The 22916-nt window shown below is 65.4% G+C and carries 17 protein-coding genes; 3 read left to right on the forward strand and 14 right to left on the reverse strand.

The annotated features are described in order from the left end of the window. Positions 1-256: 256 nt before the first annotated feature. From ACVOLO_RS07260 to ACVOLO_RS07275, 4 genes are read right to left on the reverse strand one after another with little or no spacing between them, the layout of a single operon-like run. On the reverse strand, positions 257-868 hold the full coding sequence (locus ACVOLO_RS07260; protein ID WP_481569582.1) for a YbhB/YbcL family Raf kinase inhibitor-like protein: 612 nt from the start codon (positions 866-868) through the stop codon (positions 257-259). Positions 869-882: 14 nt separating this feature from the next. Then, positions 883-2952 (reverse strand): tetratricopeptide repeat protein, encoded by a 2070-nt coding sequence (locus ACVOLO_RS07265; protein ID WP_481569583.1) that lies wholly within the window; start codon positions 2950-2952, stop codon positions 883-885. A gap of 59 nt (positions 2953-3011) precedes the next feature. Beyond that, positions 3012-4001, reverse strand: a complete 990-nt coding sequence (locus ACVOLO_RS07270; protein WP_481569643.1) for a YheT family hydrolase — start codon at positions 3999-4001, stop codon at positions 3012-3014. Positions 4002-4056: 55 nt separating this feature from the next. Further along, positions 4057-4848: a lysophospholipid acyltransferase family protein gene (locus ACVOLO_RS07275; protein ID WP_481569584.1), complete on the reverse strand. Its 792-nt coding sequence runs from the start codon at positions 4846-4848 to the stop codon at positions 4057-4059. Between the two features lie 210 nt (positions 4849-5058). On the opposite strand from ACVOLO_RS07275, the gene ACVOLO_RS07280 reads away from it, so the two are divergent. Beyond that, positions 5059-7632 carry an EAL domain-containing protein gene (locus tag ACVOLO_RS07280; RefSeq protein ID WP_481569585.1) on the forward strand — a complete coding sequence of 858 codons (2574 nt, stop codon included), beginning with the start codon at positions 5059-5061 and terminating at the stop codon, positions 7630-7632. 279 nt (positions 7633-7911) lie between these two features. On the opposite strand, the gene ACVOLO_RS07285 is transcribed toward ACVOLO_RS07280, so the two are convergent. The 8 genes from ACVOLO_RS07285 to ACVOLO_RS07320 all read right to left on the reverse strand — a co-directional run bounded on the left by ACVOLO_RS07285 (position 7912) and on the right by ACVOLO_RS07320 (position 15176). Next, a complete protein-coding gene (locus ACVOLO_RS07285) occupies positions 7912-8340 on the reverse strand; it encodes a hotdog fold thioesterase (protein WP_481569586.1) in 429 nt (142 codons plus the stop codon). Positions 8341-8372: 32 nt separating this feature from the next. Beyond that, the gene (locus ACVOLO_RS07290; RefSeq protein WP_481569587.1) at positions 8373-10346 is read right to left on the reverse strand and encodes a phospholipase D family protein; all 1974 of its coding nucleotides are present in this window, start codon (positions 10344-10346) and stop codon (positions 8373-8375) included. Continuing rightward, positions 10343-10921, reverse strand: coding sequence for a YceI family protein (locus ACVOLO_RS07295; RefSeq protein ID WP_481569588.1), 579 nt, complete (start codon positions 10919-10921; stop codon positions 10343-10345). The genes ACVOLO_RS07290 and ACVOLO_RS07295 overlap by 4 nt, the downstream gene beginning before the upstream one ends. A 4-nt stretch (positions 10922-10925) precedes the next feature. After that, positions 10926-11402 carry a SixA phosphatase family protein gene (locus tag ACVOLO_RS07300; RefSeq protein WP_481569589.1) on the reverse strand — a complete coding sequence of 159 codons (477 nt, stop codon included), beginning with the start codon at positions 11400-11402 and terminating at the stop codon, positions 10926-10928. Between the two features lie 18 nt (positions 11403-11420). Further along, positions 11421-12053 (reverse strand): nucleotide-binding protein, encoded by a 633-nt coding sequence (locus ACVOLO_RS07305; RefSeq protein WP_481569590.1) that lies wholly within the window; start codon positions 12051-12053, stop codon positions 11421-11423. Between the two features lie 275 nt (positions 12054-12328). Then, positions 12329-13372, reverse strand: coding sequence for a hypothetical protein (locus ACVOLO_RS07310; RefSeq protein ID WP_481569591.1), 1044 nt, complete (start codon positions 13370-13372; stop codon positions 12329-12331). A 57-nt stretch (positions 13373-13429) separates the two neighbouring features. Further along, a complete protein-coding gene (locus ACVOLO_RS07315) occupies positions 13430-14344 on the reverse strand; it encodes an AEC family transporter (RefSeq protein WP_481569592.1) in 915 nt (304 codons plus the stop codon). Between the two features lie 193 nt (positions 14345-14537). Next, a complete protein-coding gene (locus ACVOLO_RS07320; protein WP_481569593.1) occupies positions 14538-15176 on the reverse strand; it encodes a tetratricopeptide repeat protein in 639 nt (212 codons plus the stop codon). 171 nt (positions 15177-15347) lie between these two features. On the opposite strand from ACVOLO_RS07320, the gene ACVOLO_RS07325 reads away from it, so the two are divergent. Further along, complete coding sequence (locus ACVOLO_RS07325; protein WP_481569594.1) at positions 15348-19058, forward strand: indolepyruvate ferredoxin oxidoreductase family protein; 3711 nt, start codon at positions 15348-15350, stop codon at positions 19056-19058. A gap of 299 nt (positions 19059-19357) precedes the next feature. Next, a complete protein-coding gene (locus ACVOLO_RS07330) occupies positions 19358-20341 on the forward strand; it encodes a S1 family peptidase (RefSeq protein WP_481569595.1) in 984 nt (327 codons plus the stop codon). A gap of 32 nt (positions 20342-20373) precedes the next feature. On the opposite strand, the gene mauJ is transcribed toward ACVOLO_RS07330, so the two are convergent. Both mauJ and ACVOLO_RS07340 read right to left on the reverse strand, forming a co-directional pair. Beyond that, positions 20374-21600: a methylamine utilization protein MauJ gene (mauJ, locus tag ACVOLO_RS07335; RefSeq protein WP_481569596.1), complete on the reverse strand. Its 1227-nt coding sequence runs from the start codon at positions 21598-21600 to the stop codon at positions 20374-20376. Positions 21601-21933: 333 nt separating this feature from the next. Further along, the gene (locus ACVOLO_RS07340; protein WP_481569597.1) at positions 21934-22881 is read right to left on the reverse strand and encodes a helix-turn-helix transcriptional regulator; all 948 of its coding nucleotides are present in this window, start codon (positions 22879-22881) and stop codon (positions 21934-21936) included. Between the last annotated feature and the right edge of the window lie 35 nt (positions 22882-22916).

Raw genomic sequence — 22916 nt, forward strand, 5'->3', positions numbered from 1 at the left:
GCCAAGCAATACGAACAAGGGCGCCGCGAGGCGCCCTTGTTTGTTTTCAGGGATTGGGGCGCTGGAAGCTCTCCCCCCCCTCTCCCCAACCCCTCTCCCGCGAGGGGAGAGGGGCTATGGCTTTACGGCAAGTTGAAGCACTGCCTGCAGTTGCAGCTTCAAAGCCCCTCTCCCCTCGCGGGAGAGGGGTTGGGGAGAGGGGCGCGAAGCGGGGGTTGGGGAGAGGGGAAAAGCCCCCCACCCAAACCACCCACCGTTACGCCAATGCAGGATTGAGCGTATACGTGCCGTGGAAAGTGGCTTCGGCCAGCACATGGCCCTGCATGGCGCGGTATACCTCGGCAGCGGTGAACGCCCCGGCCACCGGCAGCGTTGCCACGTCCAGCGCGAACACGCGGAAGAAATAGCGGTGCAGACGCTCGTCGTTGAACGGCGGGTACGGGCCGTCATAGCCGTAGTAACTGCCGGCCATCTCCGCGTTGCCGGCAAACCAGCCGGTGTAGTCGTTGATGCCCTGACGCGCGCCGGCCGGCCCGGCCGGCTGCTGCTTGCCCTTCACCGTGAAACCCTCGCTGCAGCTGCCAGCGGCAATTTCGCGCACGTCCGCCGGGATATCCACCATCACCCAATGCACGAAGTCACCGCGCACCTGGTCCAGCGGAATGGTCACATCGTCCCGACCGACCAGCTCCGGCACGGTGGGCACGTCCGGGTCCACGCACAGCAATGCAAAGGAACGGGTGCCTTCAGGCACCTCGCTCCAGGCCAGTTGCGGGTTGCGGTTGCCGGCAAAGCCGTTGGCATCGCCGGCGGCAAACGTGGCCGGGATCGGCTGGGTGTTGTGGAAGCTCTGGCTGTCCAGTTTCATCGTCATTCCTCCGCTCAGACTTCGGGATAGCCCAGACGCACCGCAACCGGGGTCAGGCGTGCGAACTCGGCCGACAGCACCTGCGCGTACTTGCGCCAATGGCCAGCCGCGATGGTGCCCGGCCCGAGGCTGCGCACCGGCGGGAAACGCAGGCCAAAGGCCTGTTCCAGCAACGCGCCCATCGCGGCGGGGTCGTTGACCGCCTCGTCGGTGTGGATCAACAGGTGCGCGTACAGATCCTGCTCGTGCAGCTCGGCCACCTGCTCCAGCGACCGCGCCAGCCATTGCGCCGCCTCACCGGAGGACGTCAGCGCCAGCGGTGCCGGTGCGCCCAGCGCCAGCCACTCCACAAGCATGTCGCGCGGGTCGCGCAGGACAACAACCAGGCGGCCTTCGGGCAACTGCGGGCGCAATGCCCACAGCAGTGCGTTGTCCCACCACAGCAGCCAGTCGATGATGTTGCCGTCTTCGATGCCGCGCGACGGCAGTTGTTCGCGCCACTGCTGCACCAGTTGTTCGGGGCTCAGCGCGTCGGTGGCCAGGCGCTGCAGGGTGAAGAAATTCTGGAAGCCATCGTTGGGCGGCGTCGGCCCGAAACGGTCGCCACGCAGTACGCGGCTACCCGCATCCATCACCGCCACCACGCGTTCCACGCCCGAACCCGGTGCGCCCCAGACAAACATCGGGCGGGTTGCGTTGCCTTCGCTCACTTCACCCAATGCCGGCCACTCGCCGGGGGCCTTGGCCTGCGGCGGCAGCGGCAGGCGTGTCGGCGCCTGGGCTTCATGCACGCTCATCCAGGTCGCCAGTGCCGCGGCCGGATCATCGGCGCGGTCCTGCACGCTGCCCAGCCAGGTGCGCAGCGCCGGCTGGGCGCTTTCCGGGGCGTTGTCCAGCAAGGCCTGCACATGCGCCACTGCGGCGGCGGGTTCGCGCACCAGCAGGGCTTCGACAATGCGTTGCTCGCCACTGACGCGGCCCGGCTCCAGGGCGATGATGCGACGCGCGATGGCTTCGGCGGCATCGGCCTGCTCGCTCATGTCGTGCAGGCTCATGCGGGCTTCCAGTGCCGGCAGATGCTCGGGCATGGCGGCCAGCCAGCGATCGACCACGTCCACGGCTTCGTCGCTGCCGACCGGCGCGACAGCCAGGCGTGCCAGCCACAGGTCGTGCAGCTGGGTGTTTTCCTGCAGCGCAGCTTCCAGATCAGTACGCGCTTCTTCGTCGCGGCCCAGGCGCTGCCATGCCATCAGCAACATCTGCAGCGTGGCGCGGTCACCCGGCAACTGGGCCAGCAGCGGACGCAGTTGCTCCAGCGCCTGCAGCGGCTGGCCCGAGGCCAGTTCCAGCTCGCCGGCCAGGCGGCGCATGCCGGGGCTGTCGCCGCCTTCATTGCTCACCACCTCGCGCATCACCTCGGCGGCGCGGTCCACATGGCCCTGGCGCAGCGCCAGCTGCACCAGCAGGCCGCGCAGGGCCTGCGTGCCCGGGCTGAGTTCGAGCACGCGGCGGAACGCCTGTTCGGCGAAGGCCAGCATGTCCTTGCCCAGGTAGGCAAAGCCCAGTGCGTGCAGCAGGCGCGGGTCATTGGGCAACTGCTGGCTGGCGGCCGACAGCACGCTCAGCGCGCGGTCCACGTCGCCACGACGCAGCGCGACCATGCCCTGGATGCCGGCCAGCTCGGGGCTGTCCGGATCCACGCGCGCGGCCATGCGGGCCAGTCGGTCGGCTTCGTCGGCGTCATCGCGGGCCAGCGCCAGATGCGCCTGCATCAGATAGGCGGAGAATTCATTGGGGTTGAGCGTGGTGCTGCGCTCCAGCGCTTCACCGGCGGCGTCAATCTGGCGCAGGGCCAGCAACAGGCCCGCCTGCTGCAGGTGCAGGGCGGCATCGTCCGGTGCCAGGGCCAGGGCCTGCTCCAGGCTGGCCTGCGCCTCGGCCAGTTGGCCCTGTTGCTGCAGCGCCAGTGCCAACCAGCGGTGGGCCTGGGCCTGTTGCGGTTCGGCGGTGGCCCACTCACGGGCCAGGGCCACGCCCTCATCGGTGGCGGTGCGGCGCAGGGCTTCAATGATCTTGTCTTGCATGGTGGTCCAGCGTTGAGCGCAAAAACCACATTGTAGCGGCCATACCCGCGGCACACGGTTCAGCGTTGGACGGCCGCCACCAGTTGCTGCGCCACCCAGCGCTCGGAGAAGCCATCGCCACGCAGGTTCTCGATGAAACCGCAGTGGCCGCCCCAACGGGCGATCTGCAGGCGCGCGTGCAACGGCAACTGCCATTGGTCGAACGTGGCAAAGGGAATCACCGGATCATCCTGCGCCATCAGGATGTCGGCCGGCACCTGCAGCGCGGCCAGTTTCTGCCCGGCAATGGAATAGCCGTCGAAGTAATCCTGCAGCGAGGCAAAGTCGGTATGCCGGTCCACCAGCCAGCCGGTCAGCGCGCGGATGTCGAGCTTGAGCACGGTGTCGTCGCAATCGGCCAGCTCGGGGAACAAGGTGCGCTTGCGCCGCAGTGAACTGGTCCACTTGCGACGGAAATACCAGTCGTACATCACCGGCCCGCGCTCGATGCTGTCCATCGTCACGGCCGGGTCCAGCACCGGGCAGACCGAAGCCACATGCTGCACCGGCACGCCCGCCGCCGGTGCATGCAGGGCCAGCCGCAGGACGAAATTTCCCCCCAGCGAATATCCGGCGGCCACCAGCGGCAACTGCGGGAAACGTGCGGCGATGTCGCCGGCCGCATTGACCACTTCCTCGATACGGCAGGAATGGAAGATGCCGGGGTTCAGGTGATGGGTATTGCCGTGGTCGCGGAAGTTCAGCCGCACCACATCAAAACCACTCTGCAGCATGCGCGCGGCGGTCATGCGCATGTAGCTGGACTCGGCACTGCCCTCCCAGCCATGCAGCAGCAGGGCCATCCCCAGCGGCGCGGCACCCGGCAGGCGGCTGTGCCAGGCCTGCAATCGCACGCCATCTCCACCGTCGAGCATCAGCTCGGTGGTCAGCGCCCCGGTCGAGGCAAGCAGTTGCTGGCCACGGCGCAGCCGTACCCGGCTGGAAGCCAGCATCGACTGCAGATGTGGATTGCGCAGCCACCGCGGCGGCTGGTACCCGGCGGCATCCAGCACGGCGTTCATGCAGCGCCGCTGCGACAGAACGCGACGTGGGCCATCGCCATCCTTATGGCCCTTCCATCACCGCCACGATACGCGCACGCGCGGTTTCCGCGATGCGGCGGCGGCCTTCCAGATCAGCACCGCTGATCGGCTCCAGGAAATGCACTTCGGCGCGGCGCGGCGCTTCGCCCAGCAGCCGCAGGAAGTTGCCCGCGAAGCTCTCCCCGGGCGCGAACGCGACCACGGTCTGTGCATCGCCACGCTCGCCGTAGCGCAGGGCGACCGGCTGCACCGGCACATTGGCTTCAACCGCGGCCTGGAAGATGCGCGCGTGGAACGGCCCGACTTCCGTGCCCCCGCGGGTGCGGCCTTCCGGGAACACCGCCACCGGGCGCTGCTCCTGCAGGCGCTTGACCATTTCTTCCATCACCCCACCCAGCGACTCGGTATTGCCGCGCTGGTGGTAAATGGTGTGGCCACGGCTGGCGACCCAGCCAACCACCGGCCAGTGGGCGATCTCGCGCTTGGCCACGAAGCCCACCATCTGCTGGCTGTGGACCATGCTGATGTCCACCCAGCCCACGTGGTTGGCCACGAACAACACCGCCCCCGGCAACGGCTGGCCGTAACGGTGCAGGCGGAAGCCGAAGATCCACATCAGGCAGCCCGACCACCAGCGCACCACCCGGTGCTCCAGGGGATCGGCAGGGCCACCCATGCGCCCGAACGGCGGCAGCATCAGCAGCAGAATCAGCGGCAGGAACAGGACAATGTGCACCAGCAGCAGCGGGACGCGGTACAGGTAACGGAACACGCGAGCCACACCGCCCTGGCGGGCGGGAGGGGGGGAAGTCATCCGCGAACGATACCGGATGGGGTCGGGCTTCCGCCAGCGCGGCAACCTGCCGGGCCACCGCTGCGCCCGTCCGTTCAAACGTACGGCCGCGCACGCTCTGCGGTTCGGGGCCACACTGGCGGCGCTTGAATCCGGGCCCGGGCCACACATTGCACGCCGCAGGGACGCAATAAGGTGTAAAAGCGAAGATCAAAGCCAAGGGGGCGAACGATGGACCGGCAGCTGTTGTCCTCGACCGAAGACATGCTGCAGTTCTTTTCCACGGCGCTGGAGCAGATCGGCAACGGGGTGATCCTGTTCGACGAGAGCAACAGCATCGTGTACTTCAACCACGCCATGGAGGCGATCTCCGGCTGGTCGCGCAAGGAGGTGCTGGGCCAGAACCTTGGCGTGCTGGCGCCGCTGCCCATGCGCGAGCGTTACGACACGCGCATCTACCCCGGTGACAGCAACCGGGTGCAGGAACTGGCGCAGATGCCGCACGACATCCAGCTGGTCCGCAAGGACGGCAGCCATTGCTGGATCAGCGTGGCCCTCTCGCAGATCCACAGTGATGGCCGCGACATCCGCATGGCGCTGGTCACCGATGTCACCGCGCGGCGCATGACCCAGGCCCGCGAGCGCTTGCTGTCACTGGGCTTTGACGAAACCCAGAGCGCGGTGCTGATCACCGACGGCAAGGGCCGCATCGTGCATTTGAACAAGGGTTTCCGGCGCCTGTTCGGCTTTGTCGATGCCGAGGCACTGGGCCGCTATGTTCCGGCCCTGCTGGCACCGGAGGGTTACTCGTCCGCACACATCGCCTCCTATGCCTCGCGGCTGGGCGCCGGGCGGCCCGTCCAGGCCGACGAGCGCGTGTACCGCAAGAATGGCCAGCCGCTATGGTGTTCGGTCAGTACCAACCCGATCTTCGACGACTACGGCGCGCTGGTGAACCTGGTCATCGTGCTGATGGACATCACCCGCACCAAGGTGCATGAGGTGCTGCAGCACAAGATGCTCGATGCAATGGTGCGCGAGGTGCCCATCGTCGAATTGATGCAGCAGATGTGCCTGGAAGTGGAACACATCGCGCCGCAGGTGCTGTGCTCGATGCTGCGCCTTGAGGACGGCAAGCTGCGCACCCTGGCCGCGCCCAGCCTTCCCGATGCCTACAACCGCCTGGTGGATGGCATCTTGATCGGCCCGCACTGCGGCAGCTGCGGCAGCGCGGCCTACAGCGGGGAACCCGTGCTGGCGCGTGATATCGCCACCGACCCGAACTGGAAAGGCCTGAGCCATTTCGCACTGGAACACGGGCTGGCCGCATGCTGGTCCACGCCGATCAAGGCCAGCGATGGCCGCGTGCTGGGCACATTCGCTTTCTATTACCGGCAGCCGCACGACCCGGACACCTTCCACCGCCGCCTGGTGGAGGTGATCGTGCACCTGTGCGCGCTGGCACTGGAGCGCGAGGAAGCCCGCAACCGCATCCGTCGGCTGGCCTTCTACGACGACCTCACCGGCCTGCCCAACCGCAGCCTGCTGCATGCGCAGGCCGACACGGCGATCTCTGCCGCCGCGCACCGGAACGATTCGCTGGCGATGCTGTTCATCGACCTGGACCGCTTCAAGCAGGTCAACGACTCCTTTGGCCACCCCGGCGGCGACGAACTGCTGCGCACCGTGGCGCGGCGGCTGCAGCAGGAGACCGGGCCGATGGATATCGTCGGGCGGCTGTCCGGCGATGAGTTCGTGGTGGTGTTCAACCCCTGTGACGGGCAGACCGCCGGCGAGCGCAGCGAACGCATCCTGCGCGCACTGGGGCAACCGCTGCAGCTGGGCGAGGTGGAGATACGGCCTTCGGCGAGCATCGGCATCAGCGTGTTTCCCAACGATGGCTCGGACATGGAAAGCCTGCTGCACCATGCCGACATGGCCATGTACCAGGCCAAGCACAGCGGCCGCAGCCATGCGCGCTTCTACAGCAGCGAGATGGACCGCAGCGCGCAGGAACGATTGGGACTGGAGACAGCACTGCGCGAAGCCCTGGACCAGGAGCAGCTGCAACTGCATTACCAGCCGCAGATCGATATCGGCAGTGGACGCCTGCACAGCGTTGAAGCCCTCGCCCGCTGGAACCACGCCCGGCTGGGTGAGGTGTCGCCGGCTCGTTTCATCCCACTGGCCGAGGAAACCGGGCTGATCGGGCAGCTTGGCCAATGGGCCCTGAAGCAGGCCTGTCATCAACTGCGTTGCTGGCGCCACGAAGGCCTGGCGGTGCCGTCGGTCTCGGTGAACCTGTCACCCACCAATTTCCACAACCCGGCGCTGCCGGACACCATCTGGCAGATCCTGCGCGAGGAATCCCTCAAGGCCTCGGACCTCACCCTGGAGATCACCGAGAACGTCCTGCTCGACGCCGACCCCACCACCTTGCGCACGCTGCACAAGGTGCATGCGCTGGGCGTGCGGCTGTCGATGGACGACTTTGGCACCGGCTATTCCAGCCTGAGCTATCTGCGCCAGTTGCCGATCAGTGAACTCAAACTCGACCGCAGCTTTGTCCATGACATCGCCCACGACACCGTGGCCAGCACCCTGACCCAGGCCATCGCCCACATCGGCCACAGCCTGCAGTTGAAAGTGGTGGCCGAAGGCGTGGAAAACAGTGAACAGCTGCAGTTGCTGGGCATCCAGGGCTATCACATCGCACAGGGTTTCCACTTCACCCCGCCCCTGCCCGCTGCGGCGCTGGCCAACTGGGTAAAGGCCAGGAGCGAGGGAGGCGTGCTGGTGAGTTGAGCGCAGTGGCAAGCCACACGTACGCCGTCATGGTGACGGTGCGGCAATGCACAAAGCCGTCACTGATCGCAATTACTTCAACAATGCGCTCACGCGCGCTACCCCTCCCCAACCCTCCCCCTTCGCTCACGCGAAAGGGAGGGAGCAGAAGCAGCTTTCACTGTGATCTGACAGCCCTCGCAGGATCCCCCCTCCCTTTCGCGTGAGCGAAGGGGAGGGTTGGGGAGGGGTGCTTTCAGCGCCTGCAGTTGCACCCTCACACCCACAACCGCCCTGCCCTCACGCCTTCGCCACGACCGCCAGGGTCAGCCGCGAAATGCATACCGGCTTGCCGGCTTCATTCTCGATGCGGATTTCCCAGACCTGGGTGGTGCGGCCCACATGCAGCGCGCGGGCGGTGCCGGTGACCACTCCCTCGCGGGCGGCACGCAGGTGATTGGCGTTGATCTCCAACCCCACGCAGACCTGGCTTGCCGGGTCCACGCACAGGTTGCCGGCGCTGCTGCCCAGGGTTTCGGCCAGCACCACCGAGGCACCGCCATGCAGCAGGCCATAGGGCTGGCGGGTGCGCGCATCCACCGGCATCGTGGCCTGGATCCAGTCATCACCGGCGGCGGTGAACACAATGCCCAGGTGGTCGATCAAGGTGCCACGGCTGAGTGCATTGACCTGCTGTAGATCGACCGGCTCACGGAATACTCGGGACATGGGCATGACCTGTTCGGGGGAATGAAGAAGGTTTACAGAATGGGGACCAGGCCGGCGCCGAAGGCTGTCAGCATGCGCACCAGCAGCCATTTGGGGCCAACGTCCACCTCGGGGAAATCGCCCACGGCGATGTAGCACTCGTGGAAGCGCGGGTCCTGCCGGCGCAGTGGCGTCAGGCAGTGCGCGCCCGGCTGGAACTCATAATTGGTGGCGTAGCGCCAGGGCCAGAAATCGAGCACGGGCAGTGCCTCGGAGGCCTTGCCCAGGCTGTAGTTCAGGCCGGAAAACACAGGTGCCTTCTGCCGCGGCGCCACCACCCAGGAGTTGTCCGGGTGGATATCGCGCAGGATGCTCTGCGCCAGTTGTTCGGCAAACACCGGGTCGTCGATGATCACCGCGCCTTCAGTGTTGTAGTTCTCGCTGCGCGGGTCGAAATTGTGGGTGCCGATCACGCCGATGCGGCGGTCCACCACCAGCGACTTGGCATGCAGGCCCATGCGCGCGCCGTCGCGGGTCACCGGCACCGGCCGGTTGGCCGGGCGTGTGCTCAGGAACGAGGGCCGGGTCTCAGTGCGCAGCACCTCACGCTCCACCTCGCTGCCGCCCGGTGTGGACCTGCGGCCCGCGCCGCTGCCGCGCACATTGCTGCCCGCCGCGCTTCCACCAATCACGCTGCCGCGCGAGGTGCCCTTGGCCACGTCCCCCAGCGGCGCCGGCACCAGCTTGCCGTAATCCACCGGCGCATCCAGCGGGAACGGCTTGTATTCGTAGATGTTGAAGCCCAACTCACGCAGATTGCGGCGTTTGTATTTGTAGGACAGCGCATAGACCACCGGGTTGTCGGTCGCCGCCAGGCTGTTGGTGGAAACCACCACCCGCGGCGGCGCTTCGCGCTTGCGCAGGTTCTTGAACAGATTCTGCGCCGGCTTGGACAACACCAGGTACGGGGTCTGCAGCAGCACCTCGCTCTGTGCCGAGGCGATCAATGCATCCAGCGTCGGCTCGGTGAGATGCTGCCCGTCGAGCGGTGCTTTCTCGCGTTCCTTGCGGTGCTTGCGGGGCAGGTCTGCGACGTAGCTGACCGACGCCACCGGCAATGCCGTATCAACAAATTCACGGCTGATGAAACCGGCATCGGAGGCCTCGTCATCGACCCGCGCGATGCGCTCGGGGTAGCGGAACGCGGCGTCGGGCATGGCCGGCACCCCGCCCCGCAACAGGGTTTTGCCGACATCGTTCAGCCGCTCAGCCGGCACGCTCCGCCGCGCGTCCCAGAACGCCTGGAAGTTGGCCGCCATCTCGCGCACTTCCGGCCCGGCCAGTATCACGTCGCGGTCGCGGAAGTTGTATTCCGAGTCCCAGTCGTAATAGTCATCCTGGTAGTTGCGGCCGCCGACCACGCCAATCACGTCGTCAATCACCAGCAGCTTGTTGTGCATGCGCTGGTTGAAGCGGCGGAAGCAACACAGCACGCTGCCGGCGTAGTCCAGGTAATTGAGCTTGGCCTTGCCGAAGGCCGGGTTGTAGACCCGCAGCTCGAAATTGACGTGCGCTCCGGACAACGCGCCCAGCATCTGCACATCGGAGATCGCCGAAAGCTGGTCGATCAGCACCCGCACCTTGACCCCGCGCCGCGCCGCAGCCAGCAGTTCGTCGATCACCAGCCGCGCACTGTCGTCGGTATCGAAGATGTAGGTCTGCAGGTCGATGCTGCGGGTGGCGCTGCGCAGCAGGTTCAGCCGCGCCACCAATGACAGCTCACCCTCATCCAGGATGGTGGCATAGTGCCGTGGCGCCTGCGCGGTGGATTCGGCCATCGCCCGGCCACCGAGCGCGCGCAGCGGCGAATCCAGCGCGCAACGGTCCGGCTGGGTGCATTCCACCGTGGTCGAGCGCGCCGATACCGCGATGCCCTGGGCACGCTCGCGCTGCTGCGGCGACAGCGAGGCGCAGCCACCGGCCAGCAGCATCGCCAGCAGCAGGAAAAGCCGAATCGCCGGGTTCACGGTTGAGGGGCGCCAACAAGACGCGTACGCAAGATAAAGGTCACTCGATCACCCAGGGCCATCTGCCAGCTGTCCATGCCGTAACGACCGCGCAGGACGGTACCTCGGCTGACAAGGTCGCAATCATAGCCGGGCCTTGCACATTCAGGTTCTGCCAGACGCAGTGTTTCACGGCGGCTGATGCCACGGATGGTCAGCCAGCCTTCGACCGCCCCGCCGTGGGTGATCAGCTCAGGCGAATAGGGATCGGACTGGAATTCGACCAGCGGGTAACGCGCCACGTCGAAAAAATCCTCGCCCCGCATCCATCCGGTATAGCGGGGCTTGTTGGGGATTTCCACGTACTGCGCATACATCCGCAACCGCATCTGGTGGCGGCCATCGGGCAACTGCGTGCCCAGGGCTTCAAAGCGTGGGAACACGCCCTCGATCTTCTGCCCAAAGCGGGTGCGTATCTCAAAGCCAAACTGCGAACGCGCCGTATCAATCTGCGGCACTGCCACTGGCGGTCCGGCCAATGCCGTGCCCGCCAGCGCCCATGCCATCAGCAGCAACACCCCCCGTACTGCCGCCATGCGCTTACGGCCACCAGAATGCTGCCAAACGGGCGATGCCGGGCTCGATCGCCGCTTCCATGGGCAAGGACAGCACCGCCACCGATGCCGGCGGCATGCCACGGTAATCACCGGACTGGCCGCTGTGCATCAGCGCCACCAGTTGTTCAAGGCCCGGGTTGTGGCCCACCACGAGCAGCCGCTCCACTTCGCGATGCTCATCCACCAGGGCGGCCAGGGTACCGGGCACGGCGTCGTAGATGCGTTCGTCCAGGCGCTGTTCCACATAGCCGGTGAGGCCAAGCACCGCTTCCAGCGTCTCGCGGGTACGCCGCGCCGGTGAACACAGTACGCGGTCCGGCACCAACCGCTGTTCATGCAGCCAACGCCCGGCGGCTTCGGCCTCGGCCAACCCGTGCGGGGAAAGCGGTCGGTCGATATCGGCCTGGCCGTTGTCGGCCGGTTCGGCATGGGCATGCCGTAGCAAGATCAATTCACGCATGGGTGGGTAGTACTCCTGTCAGACCTTGTTCAACCATTTGAGTAGCGGGTCCCAGTCCTGCTGGTGCTCGCGTACCTGGGCGGAGTGGTAGTCGAACAGGCTGCGGCCCAGCCCGACCATCACCACGTAACTCTGGCTGTCACGCAACTGCGCGACAACCTCATACGGCCATTGCGCCAGCATCTGCCGGGCCTGTTGCGAGGTCTGCGTCCATGGCTTGGTGCGGTTGAGCACCAGGCCCACCGGCAACGCCCGCGAATGCACGCGCTTGATCTTGGACAGACTGTTGAGGAAGCCAACGATGGCTTCGATGTCCAGCGCCGAGGGCAGCACCGGCACCACCACGGCGTCGGCCAGGTCGAGGAAGCGCTCCAGGTCCTCGGCGTAGGCACCGGCCGGGGCATCGACGATGACCTGTTCGGCGCCGTCGGGGATGAGCTTTTCCCAGTTCTTCTTGCGGTGCACGTCAACGGGCAACACGGCGCTGTCGAGCATGGAACGGCGTTGCGCCCAGCGGGTGCTGGAGCCTTGCGGGTCGGCATCGGCGATGACCGTTGCCTTGCCGGCCAGCGCCGAATGCGCGGCCAGATGGGTGGCGATGGTGGTCTTGCCGACACCGCCCTTGGAGCCGGCTACCAGGATCGTCTTCATGCACGCCTCGTTTCCGCTGAACCTGTCCGCAGCGTACACCGCGGCGCGTTGCCAAAGGTAGTCATCAAGTGAGGAAGCCGCCGATCCTGCGCCACCGGGTGCTCCCCCGATGGAACTCCATGGCTTGAACCACAGGGCCCTGCGATGCTGTCCGTCATCCGGCCCCAGGACCAGGGACGGACAGCCGGGCTGTCACCTGCGGGCCTGCATGCGGCAACTCGCGCCATGTGATGGTGTCCCGTCAGGCCGTGTTGCCCACGGCAGCGCCAGCTCTCTCATTTGCTGGGCCAGGCGGGCTTCCAGTCGGCCGGTGGTTGTGCCGCGACGCTGTTGTCGGCAAGCAAGCGGCGCAACGCGGGCAGCTCACCCATTTCGCCCGTCCATTTCAGATGGTTGCTGGTGTTCAGTGGCGACACATCATTGGACCCGGCGGACAGCAGCTCCGCCGAACGCAGCGACAGCCACATCAGCTCACGCCTGCGTGCCTCCCAGTTTTCCCGTTCTGCCGCATCATCGCTGAGGTCACGCATCCGGCCGACACCGAGCAGGGCCGCGATGTGCGACCCACTCTCGGCCATCACCGTGAACAGATGGCGGCACGGCTCACGCCGCTCGGCGGCGACGTCGGGCGGACACTGGCGATAGATGTCCGAAAGCCCCGGCATCAAGGATGCCGATACCAAGGCGAATACGGTAATGGCGCGATTGGTCTCACCATCGACGCTCAAGGCTTGATCGCCGCCGGCAGGGGATGCCGGCCATCGCACGCCGCCGGTGGCGCGGTCCAACAACGCTACGCCTTCGGCAACATCGTCCGCATAACGCGTCGCCTGCGTGGCGCGTGCCCACGCCTGTGCGGCCGCGTCGGCATCGCCCTTGGCTGTGTGCATCTGCCACAGCAGCAACTGTGCGACGACGTCGTCCGATTCCCGGGTCTGCAAGGTCTGAACCGCCGCGGGAATATCGCAACTGCCGCCGCCCAGGCAACGCGTTACCGCGGCGCGGGCAATGACCGGCTGGTCGCTCCCCAGGCGTATTGCCTGCTCCAACCACACCGCACCCTGCTGCGCCGTGGTCGATGCCGCCTGCGCTGCGGACAGCTCCGACGGCAGCATCAAGCGCGAGGCCACCAACAGATCCAGCGGCTGGCCGCTGGCGGCGGCCGCCTGTGCCCGCTCCCGCAACGGTGCGTGGAAATCGGCCCAACCAGCAGCTTCGGATTGCACGGCCGGCGCAGGCGCGCTGGCGGCAACCACGGCAAACGAACTCAGGGCCGCCATCGCGGCCACGCAAGCGACAATCCACTGCCTGTTCTTCATCACCGTCGCCTCCCTGGACTGGGCAATGAGCCTGCCACGGTCAGGCCGTGGATGCCATCACGACAGTTTTCCCAGCACCCACACCCAGGCCGGCAGGGTGACCAGTGACAGCACGATGCCGTAACCCACCATGGCCGCGGCCAGGCGCGGCGCCAGCCGGTGCGAAATGGCCAGGGCGGCGGCGGTGATCATGGTCGGCATGGCGGTCTCCAGCACGTTGACCCGCAGCATTTCGCCCTGCAACCCAAACGCCAGTGACAAGCCGATCGCCGCCACCGGCAGCACCACCAGCTTGAGCAGCAGGCCAATCGACAAGGGCGCCAGCTCGGCGCGTGACAAGCGCAGCTGGATGGTCAGGCCGACCGCCAGCATCACCAGTGGCAACATGGCATCGGCCAGGTTCTTCAGCGCCGATGCCACCCATGCCGGCGGCGTGGCCGGCATCAGCGTCAAGGCAAACAGCAGTGCCCACAGCGGCGGGAATTTGAGAATGCGCAGCAGGATCTGCGCGGTGGTCGGCGGGGTGTCGCCGCTGTAGCGCGCCAGCACGTACAGGCCAAAGGTCGACAGCAGCACAAAGGTGCCGAACTGGTCATAGACCACGGCATACGGCAGGGCGTGGTCACCGAGCAGCGCGCGCACCATCGGGTAACCGATGAAGCTGGAGTTGGTCAGCGCCACGCACAGCAACAGCACCGCATGCACCTGCCGCTCGAAGCCGAAAACCCGCGTCGCCGCACTGACCAGGCCGACGGTAAGCAGCATCAGCAGCCACGGCGTGGCGATGATGCCGATCAGCGAGACATCCAGCTGCAGGCGCGGCACGTAGGTGAGTACCGCCGCGGGCAGGCACACATACAGCACCACTTTGTTGAGGGTGTCGGCGGCGTTGTCGGGAAAGGTGCGCAACCTTGCGAAGACCATGCCCAACGCGAGCATGGCCAGGATCAGCGCGAATGCATCAAAGGCCATCGATCAAGCATGCACCGGCGGTGCAGTCGATGGAACCGTCCTTCGACCTAAGTCTGACGGGTACGCGCAGCCGGCTGGCAAGTGACAACGGGCGGGGCCTGGGTGTTGTTACGGGCGGGCCAGCGTGTCCAGGCGCGGTCCCCGTCTGCGCGGGGTGAGGCTCATGCAAACCAGCGCGACAACGGTTTTCGGCTCAGGGCCAGGCCGGTGGATTGGCCGCCCAGACCTGTTGCACCTGGGCAAGCTGTGCCCGCTCGCCGTCCTGCCACTGTGGCAGCAACCGCGAGAACTGTGCCGGATCGTTCCATTGCTGCGGCTCGGTGCGCACGGCTGCGGCGTACCAGGCCACGGCTTCGTCCTTGCGGTCCAGTTTCCACAGCACCAGCGCCAGGGTCTGCGGCAGCCACGAGGGATTGCCACGCATGCCCTCCGCCGCCCGCGTCCAGTGCGCCAGGGCAGCATTGGCGTCGCCCTGGCGGTACAGATCCCAACCCTGGTTCCAGCGCACGCTGCGTGCCTGCAGCGAGTTGTCCGAGACCGACCCCAACGCCTCCTGGTACAGCTTTTCGCCAAGCTCGACACGGCCTTCGGAATAGGCCACGCCGGCCAGCTGCACGGTGGCCTCGAACGCCTTGCGGCCCCGATCGCGCAGCTTCATCAGCTGGTCAACCGCGTCGATCTGTTCCGGTGGCACCGCCACGATGGGCTTGGCCGCCGCATCGTCATCGAAATAGAACTCGGCGATCTTCGGCAGGCTTTGCGCCTGTACCGTCGAAAACACCATGCCCGCCAGCAGCGCCACCCCGGCTGCCATGCGCCTAGAAAACCCCATAACTGCACTCCCCATGAATCAGTTATCAAGCCAAGCGGCCAATGCTAACCGCTCCCGGCCCATGACGCGACTGCGTTACAGGGTGATGAAAGCGGCGCTGCTACAATCGCCGACCGCCGCGGGCACTGCCCCGCGTTGCCTGCCGCCAGCCGTTTCTGCAATGGGCCAGCCATGACCAGTACCGCCGAACTTACCTCGCCTGCCTCCGCCAACGATCCACTGATCGGCGTACGCGATTCCGACTACACGCTGGAACACAAATACACGCGCACCGACGGCCGCATCTATCTGAGCGGCGTGCAGGCACTGGTACGCCTGCCGTTGATGCAGCAGCAGCGCGACAGTGCCGCAGGCCTGAACACCGGCGGCTTCGTCAGTGGCTACCGCGGCTCACCGCTGGGCGGCTTCGACCTGGAGCTGTGGCGCGCGCGCAAGCACCTGGAAGCGGCCAAGGTGAAGTTCGTGCCCGGCTTGAACGAAGACCTGGGCGCGACCATGGTCTGGGGCACGCAGCAGACCAACCTGTTCCCCGGCGCCAACGTCGATGGCGTGTTCGGCATGTGGTACGGCAAGGGCCCGGGCGTTGACCGCTGCGGCGACGTGTTCAAGCACGCCAACGCCGCCGGCACCTCGAAGTACGGTGGCGTACTGGCGCTGGCCGCCGATGACCATGCCTGTCGCAGTTCCACCCTGCCCCACGGCAGCGAGGAAGAATTTGTCAGCGCGATGATGCCGGTGCTGAACCCGGCCGGCGTGCAGGACATCCTGGACATGGGCCTGGTCGGCTGGGCGATGAGCCGCTACACCGGCCGCTGGATCGGCTTCAAGACCATTGCCGAGACGGTGGAGTCGTCCGCGTCGGTGGACGTGAACCCGTTCGCCCGCCAGATCATCCTGCCGGAAGATTTCGACATGCCCGCCGCCGGCCTCAACATCCGCTGGCCGGACCCGCCGATGGAGCAGGAAATGCGCCTGCACCGTTATGCGGTGAAGGCGGCGCAGGCCTTTGCCCGCGCCAACCGCATCGACAAGGTGGTGATGGATTCGCCGCAGGCGCGGCTGGGCATCGTCACCACCGGCAAGAGCTACCTGGACGTATTGCAGGCGCTGGAATACCTGGGCCTGGACGAAAAGGCCTGCGCCGACATCGGCATCCGCGTCTACAAGGTCGGCATGACCTGGCCGTTGGAGCCGCAGGGCATCGGTGAATTCTCCCGCGGCCTGCAAGACATCGTCGTGGTGGAGGAGAAGAAGGCCTTCATCGAGCGGCAGATGAAGGAATACTTCTACAACTGGCCGGCCAACTGGGGCGCGCGCCCGTCCATCGTCGGCAAGTACGACGAGCAGGGCGACTGGATCCTGCCGTCCACCGGCGAGCTGACACCGGCCACGATTGCCGGCGTGATTGGCCGCCGCATCCAGCGTTTCTTCAATACCGATTCGATTGAAGAACGCCTGCGCTGGATGGACGTCAAGGAAGCCGAAATGGCCTTGCCGCGCGCGCAGTTCCCGCGCGTGCCGCATTACTGCTCCGGCTGCCCGCACAACACCTCCACCAACGTGCCGGAAGGCTCGCGTGCGCTGGCCGGCATCGGCTGCCACTACATGGTGACGTGGATGGACCGCGACACCGACACCTTCACCCACATGGGCGGCGAAGGTGTCACCTGGGCCGGGCAGGCTGCGTTCACTGACACCGCGCACGTGTTCCAGAACCTCGGCGATGGCACCTACTTCCACAGCGGCTCGTTGGCGATCCGCCAGGCCATCGCTGCGGGCGTCAACATCACCTACAAGATTCTCTACAACGATGCGGTGGCGATGACCGGCGGCCAGCCGGTGGACGGCACCCTGACCGTGCCGCAGATCGCCCAGCAGATGCGCTCGGAGGGCGTGCAGACCATCGTGCTGCTGTCCGACGACATCGCCAAGTGGAAGGCACGTCGCCATGAATTCCCCAGCGATGTGGAGTTCCACGACCGCGCCGAGCTCGACGCCGTGCAGAAGCAGCTGCGCACGGTGAAGGGCACCAGCATCCTGATCTTTGAACAAACCTGCGCCACCGAAAAACGCCGCCGCCGCAAGCGCGGCAAGCTGGTCGATCCGCCCAAGCGCACCATGATCAACTCGCTGGTCTGCGAAGGTTGTGGCGATTGCGGTGAGAAAAGTTTCTGCGTGTCGGTGCTGCCGAAGGAAACCGAATTCGGCCGCAAGCGCGACATCGACCAGTCCAACTGCAACAAGGATTTCTCCTGCACGACGGGCTTCTGCCCGAGCTTCGTCACCGTGCACGGCGGCCAGTTGCGCAAGGGACAGAAGAGCAATGCCGCCAGCCTGCTCGACAACCTGCCGGCGCCCACGTTCCGCACCGATTTCTCGCAGCCCTGGAACATCCTGATCACCGGCGTCGGCGGCACCGGCGTGGTGACCATCGGCGCGCTGCTGGGCATGGCCGGCCACCTTGAAGGCAAGGGCGCCAGCGTGCTCGACCAGACCGGCCTGGCGCAGAAGGGCGGCGCGGTCACCACGCACATCCGCCTGGCCAATACGCCGGCCGACATCCACGCCGTGCGCATCGCCGCCGGTGAGGCCGACCTGGTGCTGGGCTGCGACATGGTGGTGGTCAACGACTACTGGGCGCTGTCCAAGGTGCGCGGCGAGCGCTCGCAGGTGGTGTTGAACACTTACGAAGCGATGCCCGGCACCTTCACCACGCACCCGGACATGCAGTTCCCGGCCGCCGACATCATTGCCGGGGTGAAGCTGGCACTGGGCGGGCGCGACCCGATCCTGCTCGACGCCACCCAGCTGGCCACCGCCCTGCTGGGCGATGCGATTGCCTCCAACCTGTTCATCCTCGGCTTCGCCTGGCAGCAGGGCCTGGTGCCACTGTCGTTGGAATCGCTGATGCGCGCGGTGGAGCTCAACGGCGCCGCCGTGACGATGAACCAGACCGCGTTTGCCTGGGGCCGCCTGGCTGCGATTGATCCGCAGGCCGTGCAGCAGGCTGCCGGCCTGGTCCACAACGCACCGACCGATGCCGAGCGCAAGCCGGCCGCACTGCGCGAACTGCCGCCGGGCGACTGGGAAGGCAGCGAAGCCGGCGCGCCGTCGGCACCGCGCAACCCGGACAACGAACCGGACGTGCGTGGCCTGCCCGCTGCAAGCGTGCTCAACAGCGAAGCCGCGTTCGCCCCGCTGGACGACGCCCACCTGTCGCGTTCGCTGGACGAATTGATCGCCCGCCGCAGCAGCTTCCTCACCGACTACCAGGACGCCGCCTACGCCAACCGCTACCGCACGCTGGTCGATGCGGTGCGCAGCGCCGAACAGCAGGCCATCCCGGGCAGTACCGCGTTGACCGAATCGGTGGCGCGCTACTTCTTCAAGCTGATGGCGTACAAGGACGAATACGAAGTAGCCCGCCTGTACACCAGCGGCGACTTCATCAAGCGCGTGGCAGAGAAGTTTGAAGGCGACTACCAGGTGCGTTTCCACCTCGCCCCGCCGCTGTTCGCCCAGCGCGACGAACACGGCCAGCTGCAGAAGAAGGAATACGGCCCGTGGATGTTCAAGGCCTTCGGCCTGCTGGCCAAACTCAAGGGCCTGCGTGGCAGCCGCTTCGACGTGTTCGGCTACACCGAAGAACGCCGCGGCGAGCGCCAGCTGATCAGTGACTACGAGAAGACCCTGCAGGAACTGATCGGCTCGCTGGATGCGCGTCGCCTGGCACTGGCAGTGGATATCGCCAGCATCCCCGAGCACATCCGCGGCTACGGCCACGTCAAGGAAGCGCACCTGCACGAAGCCAAGGCCCGCGAGGCCGCGCTGCTGGCAACGTGGCGCAACCCGAAGGCGCTGCATATCGTGCAGATGGCCTGAGCAGGCAACGGATGCGTTGCCTTTGCGCGATGCAACCTTCGCGGGTTGCATTGCGAGGCGTGAGCTTCAGCGTTGGCGTTGAAGCTACGGATTGCTTCCGACTGAACCTGCGCCAGCGGAATCCGCTTCCGGCCAAGAGCAGTCGCTAGATATGTCACTATTCTCGGTAATCTTTTGACTGTTCAGCCAGAGTTGCACGGAGGCTTAGCTGTGCCATCGCGAGGGGGTTGCTTCGATTGAATGCATTCGAGCCTTTCGTCATCCGAACTTGCGAGGGTCCTTCCGGAACTCGGCCGCGCGTGCGCGGCTATGAACCGAAACCGGACCAGCCCTTCGCGCCCTTCGAGATCTATGATCCTTTCGGCCTTCGCAACGCGATCATTCCGGTGTTCTGCCAGCAGGTAGATGGACGGATGTATGGCGTAGGGACCGCGTTCCATGTCGATGGCTTCGACAACTTCCTCACCGCCTACCACGTGATCGACTTTGTCGAAAAGCATCTTTCCGATCGCCCGATCCTGTTCCTGAGTATGCATGCGGTCGTGTTCGGAACGATCAACATTCCGCCCGACTGTTTCGTACCTGCGGACGAGGTGATCGCCTCGATGATGGAGTCCGACGATCCGATGGCAGCGCTCCGTGGCCAAGCCTCCCGGCGACCGGCCATTGACGTGGCTTTGCTGAAGCCCGAACCGATCGGTCCAGGCGCACGGCCACCACAGACATTGCCGATACGGACAAACGGCTGGGCGCCGAGAGTAGGCGAGATAGTGCTCGCGGTCGGCTTCCCAAAGTTAGATCTCTCCGAAGTAGACGTTGCCAAGCAATCGTCCCTTCTCGACGAAGGCATGTACGGCGCCTATGGTCGGATTGTGGCGATCCATGAGGAAGGGGTTAGTCGATCGAATCCTACCCCGGTATTCGAGGTGGAGAGCGATTGGCCCGGGGGAATGAGTGGTGGACCTGTGTTCAACCGCGACGGCGAGGTCGTTGGCATGGTGAGTCGGTCACTGCGCGCCGAATCCGAGCATGCCGGCACCGGGTACGCGGTGCATTTCAGCTTGGCCCGCGACATCGAACTACTGACGCCGAACGTAGATAGGTTCAATCCAGGTTGGCGCAAATGCTGGGGCGTGTTCGCCTCGGTGACTCCCGAGCCAATCAGTATGCATGCCACGAAGGAACAAGCCGAAGTCGCTGCATCGACGCTCGAGGGATCCGCCGACGTCCGACCAATCGCCAATCGAATTGGTACCACTAATTTCGTAGATCTGAGCGTCTGAACGAAATGATGCTGCCGGCCGGCAGCGATCAATCAAAACGACACCTTGGGCGAGGACGCATTCTTCAGACGGAATACTTGCAGGATGTCCAACTGGTCGACGCCAGATAGCCGAAGACCACCTTCGACTCTCCCCACGCAGAACAATTTCTTCTCAGGTCCGATCTCGCAACCGAAACGCCATAGTACCGGCAGCGAGTCCTGCCCTTCTGTCAGCAGCGATGCAGATACCGAGATTAATCCCGGCATTGCACCATCCTGGTAACTGGGATTCTCGAGCTCGATCCTACTCTCTCCGTTGGGATTGATCTGGGTATCAGCATTGCCTGCTGGGGCTCTGGCATCCGAATAAACAACTCCCAAGCCTGACGAAAATGGCGTAAAGAGCAAGGCCTTGAAACCTTCGTAAGTGACGACGCCAATCCCACCTTGGCGGACTCCGATGAGATGATGGGCAATGTCACGCCAGATCCGGATCAACTGCGCGTATGCGAGCGCCAGCGCCTCCGGATCTGGAAGGGTCGGCGCCGCCATTCCCTCCTCCGGCTTTGCGTGGAACAGGTAACAGCGCATGCGTTCGTACTGATCGGCCAGCATATAGTCAGCCAAATCTCGGTTGTCAGGAAGCAATTGCCGCACGTCGATTCTGGTATCGATCTCGGCGAGCACACGACGCAACCACTTGCGTTCGCCCTCATCCGCCCTCTTTGCGCTAATGGCGGACAGCAGAGCCTCCAGGCCCAACCATAGGTTCCGGTAGGCCTCGTATAGATCGCTGCTCGCCTGCGAGAGCCGGTAAAAACGCAGCGCCGGTGTCCACACCGGGCGGGGGGCGGGCGGTGTCGGCTTCGGATTGCCGTCGCGGTCGTAGACAACAGCCGTCGCGGAAACGCCCAGTACCATGTCATCAGTCGCCAAGATCTCCACGACGTAGCGATTCCCCTCCGTATAGAGCAGGACGTGGCTGCTTCCGATACCAGCGAACTCAGAGACCTTGAATCGCTCGTAGGACAGCAGGTCAAGAAAGCGCTGGATGCACTCCGTTCCTGCCTCAATCGCTTCCCGCTTGCTGAGTTTCTGCGGCGACCGCGCCACGATGGTGGACTTGCCCATGGCGCTTTCCACGCTCCAGCCGTCGATCTCGTCGCAACGGCTTTCCTGGCAGGGCGCGCGAAGGCGATATGCAATAGCTGCCCCGTGGCCAGAATCACCTTCCGAGTCAGGACGCCCGCCCAGTAAGAGCCCATCAATCGTTGTCATCACAAGTCCTTATTTCAACTATCACCAACTTGGATTATTCACGTTGCTTTCCATTCAGCATTACAGTATCAGTAATTGTGATTTCACTAGCGACCTCTGCCAGCAGTGGACGTCGGCTTAGGGTCGCAACCTGCCATCGAGATCATCCGACGAGCCAGTTGATGAAGTACCGGGTTACTACTCACATTCTTTTGCAGGCCAGAAGGATCAACAACAACTGCAGCAGCAGCCAAGGCATTAATGCTAATTCCCCTGCAATCATGCGCAGCTCGATCATTCCTGTGGCACTTCATTTTTCCGGCTTCACGGCTTAACCGCTCTCACCGATTGGGGCTACTTCACCTGCGACGGTGACACACCGAACTGCCGCTTGAACGCGGCACTGAAACTGCTGGTATGCGCGTAACCGGCGATGGCGGTGGCCACGTCCACCGGCACGCGTTGTTGCAGCAGTGCCTGCCGCGCGCGCTCCAATCGCAATGTGCGCAGGTAAGCAGCGATGCTGCTGCCGTGTTGCTGCTGGAAGCCGCGCTGCAGGTCCACTGCGTTGGTGCCCAGCTGACGTGCCATCTGGGTAATGCTGAGGGTGTCGGCCTCGCCGCTGTGCAGCCATTGCTGCAGGCGTTCCACGCAGCGCTGCAGGCGTGCGCCCAGCGCGCGCTCGCCCGGCTCTGCCACCAGGCTGTGCACCACGCCGGCCGCCAGTTCCAGGGCAAAACTCTCCTGTTGCAGGCGCCGCAACAGGGGCGGGCCTGCGTCATCGGTTTCAAACAGCCCCGCTGCACGCTGCATCAGCGCGACGGGCGGTTGCCAGCGATGGTTGCGGCCGTGGCTGCGGCGCAGCCGGGTGATGCCTGGCGTGGCGACGGCGTCGAGCTGCTGCGCCAGCCAGTCGTCGCTGACGTGCAGGCTGACCTTGGTTTCCTGGCGGCCGGCCTGCCAGTGGCGCAGGAACTGATCGTCCTCGCGCAGGTGGATCAGCATGGCCGGGTTGCGGTTGCGGCGGCTGTCCAGGCGCAGGCGTTCGTCGCCGATGGCCACGTCGGCCTCGCCCTGCAGCAGGAAGCTGGCGGTCAAGCCGCCGGGCAAACGGTTGTGGCTGCGGCCGCCCACCATGTCGCGGCTGCGGCTCAGGTACAGCACCAGGCCCGCGTCCACGGCCTGCACCTGCTGCCATCCGGCCAGCACCGGCATGGCGTCCGGCAGGCCGGACTCGAAGTCCACCTGGCCGCCCAGGGCATGGGCTGCATCCATCAATTCGGCGCAGGTGTAGACCTGCATGCAAGGCACCCACGAATGTCGTCGTGGCTAAATTT

The sequence above is a fragment of the Stenotrophomonas sp. STEN056 genome, from assembly GCF_056759635.1.